The sequence below is a fragment of the Paenarthrobacter sp. NPDC091669 genome (genome assembly GCF_044756725.1).
Classification (GTDB): domain Bacteria; phylum Actinomycetota; class Actinomycetes; order Actinomycetales; family Micrococcaceae; genus Arthrobacter; species Arthrobacter bambusae_C.
In genome coordinates this window covers 354,949-370,023 of sequence record NZ_JBIVTK010000002.1, presented here as the reverse complement: position 1 = coordinate 370,023, position 15,075 = coordinate 354,949, and the positions used below count along the sequence as shown (strand labels likewise).

General features: G+C 61.8%; 10 protein-coding genes. 2 read left to right on the top strand and 8 right to left on the bottom strand.

Annotation, left to right across the window (positions count from 1 at the left end; genetic code table 11):
* Positions 1–172 precede the first annotated feature (172 nt).
* Positions 173–4,072 carry a DNA-directed RNA polymerase subunit beta' gene (locus tag ACIQLI_RS04630; protein WP_089595805.1) on the bottom strand — a complete coding sequence of 1,300 codons (3,900 nt, stop codon included), beginning with the start codon at positions 4,070–4,072 and terminating at the stop codon, positions 173–175.
* 103 nt (positions 4,073–4,175) lie between these two features.
* Entirely contained in the window at positions 4,176–7,682 is a 3,507-nt protein-coding gene (gene rpoB, locus ACIQLI_RS04625) for a DNA-directed RNA polymerase subunit beta (RefSeq protein ID WP_354230498.1), read from the bottom strand.
* A gap of 473 nt (positions 7,683–8,155) precedes the next feature.
* On the opposite strand from rpoB, the gene ACIQLI_RS04620 reads away from it, so the two are divergent.
* Complete coding sequence (locus tag ACIQLI_RS04620) at positions 8,156–9,355, top strand: acetyl-CoA C-acetyltransferase (protein WP_354230496.1); 1,200 nt, start codon at positions 8,156–8,158, stop codon at positions 9,353–9,355.
* 64 nt (positions 9,356–9,419) lie between these two features.
* Positions 9,420–9,902, top strand: coding sequence for an aminoacyl-tRNA deacylase (locus tag ACIQLI_RS04615; protein WP_400385505.1), 483 nt, complete (start codon positions 9,420–9,422; stop codon positions 9,900–9,902).
* Between the two features lie 120 nt (positions 9,903–10,022).
* On the opposite strand, the gene rplL is transcribed toward ACIQLI_RS04615, so the two are convergent.
* The 6 genes from rplL to rplK form a co-directional block, all read right to left on the bottom strand.
* Positions 10,023–10,400 carry a 50S ribosomal protein L7/L12 gene (gene rplL / locus ACIQLI_RS04610; RefSeq protein WP_011775604.1) on the bottom strand — a complete coding sequence of 126 codons (378 nt, stop codon included), beginning with the start codon at positions 10,398–10,400 and terminating at the stop codon, positions 10,023–10,025.
* 76 nt (positions 10,401–10,476) lie between these two features.
* Positions 10,477–11,070, bottom strand: a complete 594-nt coding sequence (gene rplJ, locus ACIQLI_RS04605; protein WP_062073190.1) for a 50S ribosomal protein L10 — start codon at positions 11,068–11,070, stop codon at positions 10,477–10,479.
* A 299-nt stretch (positions 11,071–11,369) separates the two neighbouring features.
* Complete coding sequence (locus ACIQLI_RS04600) at positions 11,370–12,539, bottom strand: GNAT family N-acetyltransferase (protein WP_354230491.1); 1,170 nt, start codon at positions 12,537–12,539, stop codon at positions 11,370–11,372.
* Complete coding sequence (locus ACIQLI_RS04595; RefSeq protein ID WP_400385501.1) at positions 12,518–13,624, bottom strand: GNAT family N-acetyltransferase; 1,107 nt, start codon at positions 13,622–13,624, stop codon at positions 12,518–12,520. Before ACIQLI_RS04595 ends, ACIQLI_RS04600 begins: the two co-directional genes overlap by 22 nt.
* 109 nt (positions 13,625–13,733) lie before the next feature.
* A complete protein-coding gene (gene rplA / locus ACIQLI_RS04590; RefSeq protein ID WP_089595811.1) occupies positions 13,734–14,441 on the bottom strand; it encodes a 50S ribosomal protein L1 in 708 nt (235 codons plus the stop codon).
* 147 nt (positions 14,442–14,588) lie between these two features.
* Positions 14,589–15,020, bottom strand: a complete 432-nt coding sequence (gene rplK / locus ACIQLI_RS04585; protein ID WP_011775609.1) for a 50S ribosomal protein L11 — start codon at positions 15,018–15,020, stop codon at positions 14,589–14,591.
* Positions 15,021–15,075 lie beyond the last annotated feature (55 nt).

Here is a 15,075-nt window from a genome sequence, read left to right as displayed (position 1 = left end):
TAATCGGGTGTATGGAGGACGACGGCGCAACCCGGCTGCCGCCGTCGTCCTCCACTCCCCCGCCTGGCCAGGCAGAAAGCTGCCGCATTCACGGGTCCGGCCCCGCACTCAGGGAGTACGGGGCCGGACCTTTACGGCGTCACCTCAGCGATGACGGCGGGAGAACAACGGATCAGCGGAAGTCGTTACCGAGGTCGTAGTCATCCAGCGGGATGGCGTGGAACTCGGGAGCTCCGTCGCCGCCCAGTGCGTCATAGGAGAAGTCGGTGAAAGCGCTGGGGCCCGTGAACAGGCTTGCCTTTGCTTCTTCCGTCGGCTCCACAGTGACCTCTGTGTAGCGGGGCAGACCCGTACCAGCCGGGATGAGCTTACCGATGATGACGTTTTCCTTCAGGCCGAGCAGAGGATCGCTCTTGCCTTCCATGGCCGCCTGCGTCAGGACGCGGGTGGTTTCCTGGAAGGAAGCTGCCGACAGCCAGGACTCGGTAGCCAAGGAAGCCTTGGTGATACCCATGAGTTCCGGACGACCCGAAGCCGGGGACTTGCCCTCGGACACGACGCGGCGGTTCTCGTCCTCGAAGCGGGCGCGCTCTGCAAGCTCACCGGGGAGCAGGTCGGAGTCGCCGGATTCGATGACGGTCACGCGGCGCAGCATCTGGCGGACGATAACCTCGACGTGCTTGTCGTGGATACCAATACCCTGGCTGCGGTAAACGCCCTGTACTTCGTCCACAAGGAACTTCTGTGCAGCACGCGGACCCATGATGCGCAGAACCTGCTTCGGGTCCACTGGACCGTTGATCAGCTTCTGGCCGACGCTGACGTGCTCGCCATCCTCAATGAGGAGACGTGAACGGCGCAGTACCGGGTAGGCAATCTCTTCGGAACCATCGTCCGGAGTGATGACCAAGCGCATCTGGCGCTCGGACTCTTCAATGGTGATGCGGCCGGCTGCTTCAGCAATCGGTGCGACACCCTTCGGAGTACGGGCTTCGAAGAGCTCCTGGATACGGGGCAGACCCTGGGTGATGTCGTCGCCACCACCGGCGGAAACAGCACCACCGGTGTGGAACGTACGCATGGTCAGCTGGGTACCGGGCTCACCGATGGACTGTGCGGCAATAATGCCCACGGCCTCGCCGATGTCAACGGTCTTGCCAGTGGCCAGCGAACGGCCGTAGCAGAGTGCACAGGTACCGACCTTGGACTCACAGGTGAGTACGGAGCGGACCTTGACCTCGGTGATGCCTGCAGCCAGCAGCTGGTCGATGACGACGTCGCCGCAGTCGGTGCCGCCGGCAGCCAGGACGTTGCCCTGGGCATCGACGACGTCGACAGCCAGCGTACGTGCGTAGGCGCTGTTCTCGACGTTCTCGTCCAGGACGAGCTCACCGTTGGAATCCGGCACGGCGATCGGCGTGAGCAGACCGCGCTCGGTACCACAGTCCTCTTCGCGGACGATGACGTCCTGCGAAACGTCCACCAGACGACGGGTCAGGTAACCCGAGTTGGCGGTACGGAGAGCGGTATCGGCCAGACCCTTACGGGCACCGTGCGTGGCGATGAAGTATTCCAGCACCGACAGGCCCTCGCGGTAGGAGGACTTGATCGGGCGAGGAATGATCTCACCCTTCGGGTTGGCCACAAGACCACGGATACCCGCGATCTGGCGGACCTGCATCCAGTTACCACGTGCACCGGAGGACACCATGCGGTTGATGGTGTTCATCGGGGAAAGGCTGTCACGCATCGCCTGGGCGATTTCGTTGGTGGCCTTGTTCCAGATTTCGATCAGTTCCTGGCGACGCTCGTCGTCGTCGATCAGGCCCTTGTCGTACTGGCCCTGGATCTTGGCAGCCATGGCCTCGTAACCGGCCAGGATGGCAGGCTTGGAGGTAGGCACCTCGATGTCGGAAATGGCAACCGTGACACCCGAACGGGTGGCCCAGTAGAAGCCGGCGTCCTTCAGGTTATCCAGCGTTGCCGCCGTGACAACCTTCGGGTAACGCTCTGCGAGGTCGTTGACGATCCGGGACAGCTCGCCCTTGTCGGCAACAGCCTCAACCCAGGGGTAATCCTCAGGCAGCGTCTGGTTGAAGATGACCTGGCCCAGGGAGGTTTCAACGAGAGCCGGCTGACCGGCCTCCCAACCTTCCGGAGCTTCCCACCCTGCGTAAGGCACAAAATCATCCAGGCGGATCTTGACCTGGGAGTTCAGGTGCAGATCACGGGCGTCGTACGCCATGATGGCTTCCGAAACCGAGGAGAAGATGCGGCCTTCGCCGGCAGAACCGACGCGCTTGGTGGTCAGGTGGTACAGGCCGATGATCATATCCTGCGAAGGCAGGGTCACCGGACGGCCATCGGACGGCTTCAGGATGTTGTTCGAGGACAGCATCAGGATGCGGGCTTCGGCCTGGGCTTCCGGGCTCAGCGGCAGGTGGACTGCCATCTGGTCGCCGTCGAAGTCAGCGTTGAAGGCGCCACAAACCAGCGGGTGAAGCTGGATTGCCTTGCCTTCCACAAGCTGGGGTTCGAAGGCCTGGATGCCGAGGCGGTGCAGGGTAGGTGCACGGTTGAGCAGCACCGGGTGTTCGGTGATGATCTCTTCCAGCACGTCCCAGACCTGCGGACGGTAACGCTCAACCATGCGCTTTGCCGACTTGATGTTCTGGGCGTGGTTGAGGTCAACCAGGCGCTTCATCACGAACGGCTTGAAGAGCTCCAGGGCCATCTGCTTGGGCAGACCACACTGGTGCAGCTTCAGCTGCGGGCCGACAACGATGACCGAACGGCCGGAGTAGTCAACGCGCTTGCCGAGGAGGTTCTGGCGGAAACGACCCTGCTTGCCCTTGAGCATGTCGCTCAGGGACTTCAGCGGACGGTTGCCCGGACCCGTGACGGGACGGCCACGACGACCGTTGTCGAAGAGGCTGTCAACAGCTTCCTGAAGCATGCGCTTCTCGTTGTTGACGATGATCTCCGGAGCGCCGAGGTCAAGCAGGCGCTTGAGTCGGTTGTTGCGGTTGATCACACGACGGTAGAGGTCGTTGAGGTCGGAGGTCGCGAAGCGGCCACCGTCCAGCTGGACCATCGGGCGCAGTTCCGGCGGGATCACCGGGACGGCGTCGAGAACCATGCCGAGCGGGCTGTTGTTGGTGGTCAGGAATGCATTGACGACCTTCAGGCGCTTCAGGGCACGCGTCTTGCGCTGGCCCTTGCCGTTCTGGATGGTGTCGCGCAGTGACTCAGCCTCGGCCTGCATGTCGAAGGTTTCAAGACGCTTCTTGATGGCTTCGGCACCCATGGAGCCCTCGAAGTACAGACCGTAACGGTCGCGCAGTTCGCGGTACAGGCCTTCGTCGCCTTCAAGGTCAGCGACCTTGAGGTTCTTGAAGCGGTCCCAGACCTGCTCGAGGCGCTCGATGTCGGCGTCGGCACGCTTGCGGACGTTCGCCATCTGGCGGTCTGCAGAGTCGCGGGCCTTCTTCTTGTCGGCAGCCTTGGCGCCTTCACCCTCAAGACGGGCAAGCTCGTCTTCAAGGTCGCGGGCGATCGTGGCGATGTCGCTGTCGCGGTTGTCCACCATCTGCTTCTTCTCGAGGTCGTGCTCAACCTGGAGGTTCGGCAGTTCGGCGTGACGGCTTTCGGTGTCAACGCTGGTGATCATGTAGGCAGCGAAGTAGATGACCTTCTCAAGGTCCTTCGGTGCCAGGTCCAGAAGGTAGCCCAAGCGCGAGGGAACGCCCTTGAAGTACCAGATGTGCGTTACAGGCGCGGCCAGCTCGATGTGGCCCATGCGCTCACGGCGCACCTTGGCGCGGGTGACTTCAACGCCACAACGCTCGCAAATGATGCCCTTGAAGCGGACGCGCTTGTACTTGCCGCAGTAGCATTCCCAGTCGCGGGAAGGGCCGAAGATCTTCTCGCAGAAGAGGCCGTCCTTCTCGGGCTTGAGCGTGCGGTAGTTAATGGTTTCCGGCTTCTTGACCTCACCGTAAGACCATCCGCGGATGTCTTCCGCGGTGGCGAGGCCGATCTGCATGAGGCCGAAGGAGGATTCGCTGGACATAGGGTCCCTGTTCTCTCTTGTTCTCTAAATTCTGAAGTCTTGGTTACGGGAAGAGGGAGCTGTTCCGACGGACAGTTGTTGAGGCTGCCCGCCGGAACAGCTGCTAGACCTCTTCTACGGAACTGGGCTCTGCACGAGACAGATCGATGCCCAGTTCTTCCGCAGCCGTGAAGACTGCGTCATCAGAGTCACGCATTTCGATCGTGGTTCCATCAGTGGAAAGAACTTCCACGTTCAGGCACAACGACTGCATTTCCTTGATCAAGACCTTGAAGGACTCGGGAACGCCAGGCTCAGGGATGTTCTCGCCCTTGACGATGGCTTCGTAGACCTTCACACGACCATGGATGTCATCCGACTTGATCGTGAGGAGTTCCTGAAGCGTGTAGGCGGCGCCGTAAGCTTCGAGCGCCCACACTTCCATTTCACCGAAGCGCTGGCCACCGAACTGAGCCTTACCACCCAGCGGCTGCTGCGTGATCATGGAGTACGGGCCGGTGGAGCGCGCGTGGATCTTGTCGTCCACCAGGTGGTGGAGCTTCAGGATGTACATGTAACCGACGGAGATCGGGTCCGGGAACGGCTCGCCGGAGCGGCCGTCGAACAGACGGGTCTTGCCGGAGGAATCGATCAGGCGGTCGCCGTCGCGGGTCACGTTGGTGGAGTCAAGCAGACCAGTGATTTCTTCTTCACGGGCGCCATCGAACACGGGGGTGGCAACGGTGGTCTGGCCGGTTTCACGGGGCAGGTTGGGCAGGTTCTTGACCCACTCCGGCTCGCCTTCGATCTTCCAACCGGTCTTGGCAACCCAACCGAGGTGGGTTTCCAGGACCTGTCCAACGTTCATTCGACCCGGAACACCAAGCGGGTTCAGGACGATGTCCACCGGGGTACCGTCTGCGAGGAAGGGCATGTCCTCGATCGGGAGGATCTTGGAGATAACACCCTTGTTGCCGTGACGGCCGGCGAGCTTGTCGCCGTCGGTGATCTTACGCTTGGCTGCAACGTAGACGCGGACCAGCTGGTTCACGCCCGGGGGCAGTTCGTCATCGTTGTCGCGGTCGAAGACGCGCACGCCGATGACCGTACCGGACTCGCCGTGGGGCACCTTCAGGGAGGTGTCGCGGACTTCGCGGGACTTCTCACCGAAGATGGCGCGGAGAAGACGCTCTTCCGGGGTCAGTTCGGTTTCACCCTTAGGGGTGACCTTTCCAACCAGGATGTCGCCGGCTTCAACCTCGGCACCAATGTGGATGATGCCACGCTCGTCCAGGCCCGCAAGGACTTCCTCGGACACGTTGGGGATGTCACGCGTGATTTCCTCGGCACCAAGCTTGGTGTCGCGGGCATCAATTTCGTGCTCCTCGATGTGGATGGAGGAAAGGACATCCTCAGCAACAATGCGCTGCGACAGGATGATGGCGTCCTCGAAGTTGTGGCCTTCCCATGACATGAATGCCACGAGCAGGTTCTTACCGAGGGCCAGTTCGCCCTGGTCCGTTGCGGGACCATCAGCGATGATGCCGCCAACTTCCAGGCGCTGGCCTTCGTTGACCAGAACGCGGTGGTTGTAGCAGTTGCCCTGGTTGGAACGGGCGAACTTGTTGATGCGGTAGTTGGTCTCAGTACCGTCGTCATTGATCATGACAACCAGCTCGGCGGAAACCTCGGTGACCACACCTGCCTTCTTCGCGATGACAACGTCACCGGCGTCGACGGCTGCTGCACGCTCCATGCCGGTGCCCACGAAAGGAGCCTCGGAACGGACCAGCGGCACGGCCTGGCGCTGCATGTTGGCACCCATGAGTGCACGGTTGGCATCGTCATGCTCAAGGAACGGGATCAGGGCAGTTGCCACGGACACCATCTGGCGCGGGGAAACGTCCATGAACTGAACCTCGGCGGCGGGAACCAGAACGGGCTCGCCTCCACCACCACGGGCACGGACAAGGACGGTCTCTTCAGAGAACTTCTTGTCAGCATCCAGCGGAGCGTTGGCCTGTGCAATCAGGACCTCGGCTTCGTCGTCGGCCGTCAGGTACTGGACCTCGTCGGAAACGACGCCTTCGGAGACCAAACGGTACGGCGTCTCGATGAAGCCGAACGGGTTGATGCGACCGTAGGATGCCAGCGAACCGATCAGACCAATGTTCGGGCCTTCAGGGGTTTCGATGGGGCACATACGTCCGTAGTGGGACGGGTGAACGTCTCGAACTTCCATGCCTGCACGGTCACGGGACAGACCACCCGGGCCAAGTGCCGACAGGCGGCGCTTGTGGGTCAGACCCGAGAGCGGGTTGTTCTGGTCCATGAACTGCGACAGCTGGGAAGTTCCGAAGAACTCCTTGATGGCTGCGACAACGGGACGGATGTTGATCAGCGTCTGCGGCGTGATGGCCTCGACGTCCTGCGTGGTCATGCGTTCGCGGACGACGCGTTCCATACGGGACAGACCGGTGCGGACCTGGTTCTCGATCAGTTCGCCCACGGCGCGGATGCGACGGTTGCCGAAGTGGTCGATGTCGTCGACGTCGACGCGGAGCTCGTGGTCTTCGCCGTCGCGCTTGCCCATGAGGGTCTTCTCGCCGGCGTGGAGCGCAACGAGGAACTTGATCATGGCGACGATGTCTTCAACGTGCAGGACCGACGCTTCCTTGTCACCAAGGGAGCGGTCGATGCCGAGCTTGCGGTTGATCTTGTAACGGCCAACTTTGGCAAGATCGTAGCGCTTGGCGTTGAAGTACAGGTTGTCCAGCAGGGACTGGGCAGCCTCGACTGTGGGCGGCTCGCCCGGACGCAGCTTGCGGTAGATGTCCAGAAGCGCGTCTTCGCGGGTCTCGGTGGCGTCCTTCTCCAGCGTTGCACGCATGGAGTCGTACTGGCCGAACTCTTCCAGGATCTGGCCTTCGGTCCAGCCGAGGGCCTTCAGGAGAACCGTGACCGACTGCTTGCGCTTGCGGTCGAGGCGAACGCCGACCTGGTCGCGCTTGTCGATTTCGAGTTCGAACCATGCACCACGGGACGGGATGATCTTCGCAGTGAAGATGTCCTTGTCACTGGTCTTGTCGGCGGTGCGCTCGAAGTAGGCGCCCGGCGAACGGACCAGCTGGGAGACAACAACACGCTCGGTGCCGTTGACGACGAACGTTCCCTTTTCAGTCATGAGGGGGAAGTCGCCCATGAACACGGTCTGCTGCTTGATTTCGCCCGTGTTGTTGTTCATGAACTCGGCCTTGACGTACAACGGTGCCGAGTAGGTGGCGTCACGGTCTTTGCATTCGGCCATGGTGTACTTCGGGTCAGCGAACTCCGGCTCGGAGAAGCTCAGGGACATGGTGCCCTGGAAGTCCTCGATGGGGGAGATCTCTTCGAAGATGTCGGCAAGTCCGGAGGTGGTGGCGACGCTGAGGTCGCCCTCCTCGACAGCCTTCGCTACCCGCGCCTGCCAGCGTTCGTTTCCGACGAGCCAGTCAAAGCTGTCCGTCTGCAGGGCGAGAAGATTCGGAACATCAAGCGGTTCATGAATCTTTGCGAATGAGAGGCGGCGGGTGGCACCATCGGTGCTTGCCGTGTTAGCGGTTTCGTTATTAGAGGTGCTCGAGGCGACCAAGAGGGATCCTTCCACAGACCTTCAGGCGTTTTCAGATCTCCCCCGTTTGCATCCCGCAGAGTGCTCCGCAGGATACTTATTCCGGTTCCGCTATATGACCCGGACCCAGTCCACTCCTTGGCCGTGCACGTTAAGGAACGGCACGTCAATGGCGCAGCTGAGAGGTAAAGCCCACCGCTATATGAAGGCTGAAGGTTAACAGGGAAGACGCAAATATCTACAATACGGCAAAGCAGCCTTCCTGTCTACCCCAGATCGTCCGTGATTGCAAGCACCGTTGCTGCAGGCACCTAAGCCGCGGGCTACAGGGCCATCCACCACCCGTGCTGCCGACACCCCAACGGGCATCCCGCCTGCCAACAAAGCTCCTGTGAAGAGATGGAATGCCGCGGAAGGCACAACCGTTGAAAGGATAGGCTGACGCGCGCCCCGCGATAGCCTTGCTTCACCACTCCCGGATCGGAAGAGAGACCATGACCAACTCCGCTGACGACAATGACGTTGTCATCCTCGCCGCTTCCCGCACCCCACAGGGCCGGCTCAACGGGCAACTGGCGGGCTTCACCGCCGTCGACCTTGGTGCACACGCCATCACCGCGGCCCTGGCCGCCAGCGGTGTGAAAGCCGAGCAGGTGGACGCCGTGATCATGGGGCAGGTGCTCCAGGCCGGAGCTGGCCAGAACCCGGCCCGCCAGAGCGCCATTGCCGCCGGCGTAGGCTGGAACATCCCTGCCCTGACCATCAACAAGGTGTGCCTCTCCGGGCTCACTGCCGTCATTGATGCCGCACGGATGATCCGCAGCGGTGACGCCACCGTAGTGGTGGCCGGCGGCCAGGAATCCATGACCCGCGCTCCGCACCTCCTGCCCGGCTCCCGGCAGGGCTGGACCTACGGCGCCATCCAGGCCCTGGACGTAGCCGCCCACGACGGACTCACTGATGCCTTCGACGGGCAGTCCATGGGCTTGTCCACAGAAACCAAGAACCTCACCCTGGGCATCGACCGCAAGGCACAGGACGAGGTTGCTGCTGCTTCCCACCAGCGTGCCGCTGCCGCCATCGCAGACGGAACGTTCGACGTCGAAATTGCTCCTGTGAGAGTCAAGCAGCGCAAGGGCGATCCGCTGGTTCTCAGTACGGATGAAGGCGTCCGCCCCAACACGACGGTGGAAACCCTGGCGCCGCTCAAGGCCGCGTTCGCTACAGACGGCACCATTACGGCCGGGAACTCCTCTCCCCTGTCCGACGGCGCGTCAGCATTGGTGCTGGCCAGCCGCCGCTTCGCCGAAGACAACGGCCTGGATTACCTGGCCGTTGTGGGAAAACCCGGCCAGGTTGCCGGCCCGGATAATTCACTGCACTCCCAGCCGTCCAACGCCATTGCCCAAGCGCTGAAGCGGGCCGGCTGGACGGTTGAAGACCTGGACTTCATCGAAATCAATGAAGCGTTCGGCTCCGTGGCAGTCCAATCCCTGAAGGACCTGCGTTATCCGCTGGAAAAGTGCAACATCCATGGCGGCGCCATTGCCCTGGGCCACCCCATCGGGGCATCCGGCGCCCGGCTCGCACTGCATGCAGCCCATGAGCTCAAGCGCAGGGGAACAGGCAAGGCCGCAGTGTCGCTGTGTGGCGGTGGCGGACAGGGCGAAGCCCTACTCCTGTACCGCGACTGATGGAGGAACCTGGACTGACGTTCGAACGAGCACCGATGGGAAACGAGCACTGATGGGAAACGACGTGAATGAAGCTGTGACGGACGGTGCTGAGAGGTTCCTGTCCGATGCCGCCGCCCGCGGACTGGACGTTGACGTCGTCGAGCGTCCCGCAGCGCGCAGCCTCGAAGAAGCTGCCGGGATCCTGGGCATCAGCCCTGCGGACATTGTGAAGTCGCTGGTGGTCAAGCACCGCGATGGCAGCTTCCTGTTCGCACTGATTCCCGGGGACCGCCAGATCTCGTGGCCGAAGTTGCGGGCCTTGGTGGGTGTCAACAAGCTCTCGCTCCCCCACGCCGACGTCGCCCTGGCAGCCACCGGCTACGAGCGGGGCACCATCACGCCGTTGGGCAGCACCACACCCTGGCCCGTGTACGCCGACGCCACCATCACCGGGCGTCGCATCTCCATGGGCGCAGGCGCCCACGGCCGGAGCGCGTTCGTGGACGCGGATGCCCTCACCGCTGCACTCGGTGCGGTTGTGGCGGACATCAGCGAACCCAATTAGGTGACAGTTGAGGCCGTTCTGACAGCTCAGAACGGCATGTGCTGCTACCTGCTTGGGGTGCATTAAACGCAGGAAGCCCCGCCCGGCGAACCGGACGGAGCTTCCACAAGCAAGAACGAGCTACTTGAGGGTAACCGTTGCGCCAGCTTCTTCGAGCTGAGCCTTTGCCTTCTCGGCAGCTTCCTTGGTGGCGCCTTCGAGAACAGCCTTCGGTGCGCTGTCAACCAGGTCCTTGGCTTCCTTGAGGCCGAGGGAGGTGATGGCGCGAACTTCCTTGATCACTGCGATCTTCTTGTCGCCAGCAGCTTCGAGAACGACGTCGAATTCGGTCTTCTCTTCAGCAGCTTCAGCAGCACCGCCGGCAGCGGGGCCGGCAACTGCAACAGCAGCAGCCGTAACTTCGAAGGTCTCTTCGAAGAGCTTGACGAACTCGGAGAGCTCGATGATGGTCAGTTCCTTGAAAGCTTCAATGAGCTCTTCGTTGCTGAGCTTCGCCATGGTGGCGTCCTTCCATTAGTTGGTGCAGGTCCGGGCTAAACCGATCCATGCACCAGAGTTTGATTGAGGGGAGAACTTAGTTCTCTTCGGTTGCAGCTTCAGCGGCTTCGGCCGGAGCCGCAACCTCTTCAGCAGCAGCCTCTTCAGCGGCCGGGGCTTCTTCAGCGGCCGGTGCAGATGCGCCGCCCTCTTCTTCAAGCTTGAGGCGCAGAGCGTCGATGATGCGTGCAGCAGCGGATGCGGGAGCCTTGAGGACACCAGCAACACGTGCAAGCTGCAGCTCGCGGGACTCGAGGGCTGCCAGTGCGGCAACTCCTGCTGCGTCCAATGCCTTGCCTTCGAAGACGCCGGTCTTGATAACCAGCTGCTTGTTGGCCTTGGCAAAGTCCGTCAGGCTCTTGGCAGCAGCAACAGCGTCACCCTTGATGAAAGCGATTGCAGTAGGGCCGGCGAGCTGATCGTTGAATGCTTCAACTCCAGCTTCCTTGGCTGCAATGGCACTCAGGGTGTTCTTGACGACCGAGAACTTGGTGTCCTGGCCGAGCGCAACACGCAGTTCCTTGAGCTGTGCAACAGTGAGCCCGCGGTATTCGGTCAGGACAGCCGCGTTCGATTCCTTGAAATCGTTGGTGATCTCCGCAACAGCGGAAACCTTGCTAGGCGTTGTCATAACCCTCCTTCCGGGGAATAAAGCCGGTCTTCCGGGTCCCCGCTCACGAGAGCTAAAACTAAAAACGCCCCGCGCAGATGCACGGGGCTTGGCTCAACACAGAGAATCCGTGGAGACTTGCTTCGTTCACCTGCGCCGGCCGCCCTATGTTCAGGGTCCTTCGTCAAGGAATTCACTGTGATCTCAAGGGCGTAGCTGCAGAATTGAGCTGTGCTCGAAAGAGTGGATTCCCATCAACCGACGGTCTTTGGTACTTCAAGGTTACGGGAGAGTGGTCCCCAAACCAAATCGAGGGCGGCCTAGTCCGACGACGTCGTGTCCTTACCCCGTCCGGGAAGTTCCTTCTGCCAGAGTCCGGTGACGCCCGCCGTCGTAAACCCCAACTGCTTGTTCACGGTGAGGAGGTAACGGTTCTCGGGCGCGTTCCACGTGTAGATCACCCGGGCATCAGGGAATTGCTCGCTGAGCCTTTCCATGTTGGCCACCTTGATCAGCAGGCCCAGCTTGTTGCCCCGGTGTTCCTGGAGGACCAGCGTGTCGTCTTGGAACACCACGTCCTGGCGGTGGGCCAGGACGCTGATGGTGGTCAGGCCCACGAGCCTACCGCTCTCACCATGCTCGACGGCGGTGACCACCGTGCGCCGGCCCTGCGCCAAGGCGGCGTCTTCGGTGTCACGGAGTACGACGGGATCGAACACCATGCCGCTTGCCTCGACCTCGGGGGCATCTTCTTCACCCTCATCCCGGACTACCTCGCCGGCAGCGTTTTCCAACGCCGCCACGGCTTCAAGCCACGGTTCAGGGCAGCGGTCCGTCCAGTGGTGCAGGACATAGCGGCCACCGTTGGCTTCCTCGGCCTCCACCTGCAGGTCGCCCACCAGTTTGGAGTCGAGGGGCAGGACGCAGGAGCTGAACTGCTCAATGTGCTGGAGGGTGTAGCCGGCACGTTTGGCAAAATCCACCTCCCTGCTGCTCACGGGAATGAAGCCCGCACCACTTCCAGGGATCAGCTGGTCCTCGGGGACCTCAGTCAGAGATGTCGCAGGATGGTTGGTGTCCACCAGGATCATGGTCCTGCCCTCTGCCCTTGCCAGTTGTTCGGCGGCTTCAAGCAATTGCCGCCCGACGCCCTGGCTTTGATACTCAGGCAGGATATCCAAGGTGAATTCGGCCAGGTCCATGTTGTCGGCCAGGGGCAAGGCAATATCCACAGTGCCCACAATGGCGCCGTCCACCTTGGCCACCAGGATGATCTGGCGCTCATATGGATCGGAGAACTCCAGCAGCTTCTCCAAGGGCGTGTAGGCGAGGTCGTCGCTCCCCCAGGTTTCCATGCGTACCCGTCGGCCAACTTCCACAGCGTCCAGGAAATCAGCGGCGTCGGGACTGTCCAGGGTGTCAGGCACCCACAGCTGCTCGACGTGAACGGTCTTTGCCTCGTCTACAGTCATCCCAGCCGTTTCTGCCATTCGCCTTCAAAGCCGGAGGGCTTGAATCCCAGGGCGATATTAATGGACAGCATATGCCGGTTTTCATTGGCGTTCCATGTCATCACCGACGTGGCGTCGGGCCAGAGCTCCTTTGCGCGACGAAGATTGGCGATCTTGACCAGCATCCCCAAGCGGTGACCGCGGTGCCCAGAGGCCACCAACGTGTCCTCCTGAAAGATCACGGCAGGCAGGGCCGCGCGATGGGTCAGGACCGTGTAGGCAGCAAGCTCACCTGTGGCGTCGTGGCGGGCAACCGCTACTACCGGGTCAACACCGCCCGCCCTCCATGTGGATTCTTCCTGGCGTACCCGGGCGGCATCCCAGTCCTCGCCCTCCCAGCCCAACCCGGCGATGGGCACTTCCGTGCTCATGAGGCTCTTGAGGTGCGCGAAGACGTCCACCAGATGGTCCGGGCACCGGTCCTGCCACGCCATGACGCTGTACCCGGCAGCCCGCTGCGTAGCCTCAGCCTCAAGGTCCCGCAGAACCTCCTCCCCCACAGGGAAAGGCAGCGTGCTGTTGGTTTCCACCTGTTCCAACGAGTACCCATGATGGAGGGCGAACAAGGTTGATGCGGAATCCAGCGGGACACCGCCGGTGCCGGACTTGGCCTCCAGCAACCGGACGCGTTCCGTGGCCGGCCTGAGCGGCTCCTCGCAGTACCCGTCAAAGGAGTTGCGGCCCCGTCCGCGTGCCAGTTCCTCCACACAGCCGAGGATGGCGGATCCAAACCCGCGCCGACGGAAAGGTGAGGCGACAAGGACGTCCACGCCCGCCGTCGTCGTGTTTTCACTCAGCGGCAGGGTCAGCGTTCCGCTGCCCACCACGGAGCCATCGAGATACGCCAGGAACACCTGCCGCTCCTCGTACTCACTCCCCCGCCAAAACACAGCAGCTTCGGCCAACGTGGGACAACGGTCCCGGTTGCCCCAGAGCTCCAACTGGTGGGCGACGTCCAGCCCATGGAAAGCCTGGAATTCCGAGGCGTCTTCGCCGGGCTGGACAGGCACGGGAATCCGTTCCACGGATAGCCCGCCAGGGACGGAAGAGTTCGACGACGACACGCACCACAGCCTACGGCGCACCACTGCCGGTGAACAGGGAACAGGGCAGGAAAAAGGACCGCCCGGCTAAGCCGGACGGTCCTTTTCTCAGAGCCAGTGTTCGCGAAGCTTACGCGTCGGTGAGAACCTTGGTGACGTTCGGGTCAACGGTGATGCCCGGACCGAACGTGGTGGCAACGGTAGCCTTCTGGATGTAGCGGCCCTTGGAAGCGGACGGCTTCAAGCGAAGCACCTCTTCCAGTGCAGCTGCGTAGTTCTCGGCCAGCTTGTTGGCGTCGAAGGAAACCTTGCCGATGATGAAGTGCAGGTTCGAGTGCTTGTCGACGCGGAAGTCGATCTTGCCACCCTTGATGTCGTTGACAGCCTTGGTGACATCCGGGGTAACCGTACCGGTCTTCGGGTTCGGCATCAGGTTACGCGGGCCGAGGACCTTACCGAGGCGGCCAACCTTGCCCATGAGGTCAGGGGTTGCCACTGCGGCGTCGAAGTCGGTCCAGCCGGCTGCGATCTTTTCGATCAGGTCATCGGAACCAACGAAGTCGGCGCCGGCAGCGATTGCTGCTTCAGCCTTGTCGCCGGTTGCGAAAACGAGGACGCGGGCGGTCTTACCGGTGCCGTGCGGCAGGTTGACGGTGCCACGAACCATCTGGTCGGCCTTACGCGGGTCAACGCCCAAACGGAAAGCTACCTCAATGGTTGCGTCGAACTTGGAAGGGTTGGTGTCCTTCGCGAGGGTGATGGCTTCGATCGGGGCGTAGACCTTGTCTGCCTCGATCTTGGCTACGGCTGCCTCATATGCTTTGCTGCGCTTTGCCATGCTGCTGTTTCTCCTTGTGCAGTTGTGGTCTGCGGACCGCGCTGGGCCCTGCCACAGTCGTGGATCCGGCAAGGATCCTGCGACATTTCAAATGTTTCAGATGCCGGTCGCCCGGCGGGTGAAGGCCACAAGGGCCTCCGAAGACTACTAGCCTTCTACGGTGATACCCATGGAGCGGGCGGTGCCGGCGATGATCAGGGCAGCAGCCTTGATGTCGTTGGCGTTGAGGTCTTCCATCTTGGTGGAAGCAATTTCCTCAACCTGTGCCTGGGTCAGCTTGGCAACCTTGACGGTGTGCGGGGTAGCTGAACCCTTGGCGACGCCTGCAGCCTTCTTGATGAGCTCTGCAGCCGGCGGGGTCTTGGTGATGAAGGTGAAGGAACGGTCTTCGTAGACCGTGATTTCCACCGGGATAACGTTTCCGCGCTGGGATTCCGTTGCAGCGTTGTACGCCTTGCAGAATTCCATGATGTTGACACCGTGCTGGCCAAGCGCAGGACCGATCGGCGGGGCCGGGTTAGCGGCACCTGCCTGGATCTGCAGCTTGATGAGGCCGGTGACCTTCTTCTTGGGAGCCAATGTAGGGTCCTTCTCTCAATAGCTTCCTGGGGCACAGGAGCGCGTCCCAGGTTTT

Coding starts and splice junctions, on each gene's coding strand:
- rplJ (WP_062073190.1), bottom strand. CDS start 11,070: ATGACAACGCCTAGCAAGGTTTCCGCTGTTGCGGAGATCACCAACGAT.
- rplL (WP_011775604.1), bottom strand. CDS start 10,400: ATGGCGAAGCTCAGCAACGAAGAGCTCATTGAAGCTTTCAAGGAACTG.
- rplA (WP_089595811.1), bottom strand. CDS start 14,441: ATGGCAAAGCGCAGCAAAGCATATGAGGCAGCCGTAGCCAAGATCGAG.
- ACIQLI_RS04600 (WP_354230491.1), bottom strand. CDS start 12,539: ATGGCAGAAACGGCTGGGATGACTGTAGACGAGGCAAAGACCGTTCAC.
- ACIQLI_RS04630 (WP_089595805.1), bottom strand. CDS start 4,072: ATGTCCAGCGAATCCTCCTTCGGCCTCATGCAGATCGGCCTCGCCACC.
- ACIQLI_RS04620 (WP_354230496.1), top strand. CDS start 8,156: ATGACCAACTCCGCTGACGACAATGACGTTGTCATCCTCGCCGCTTCC.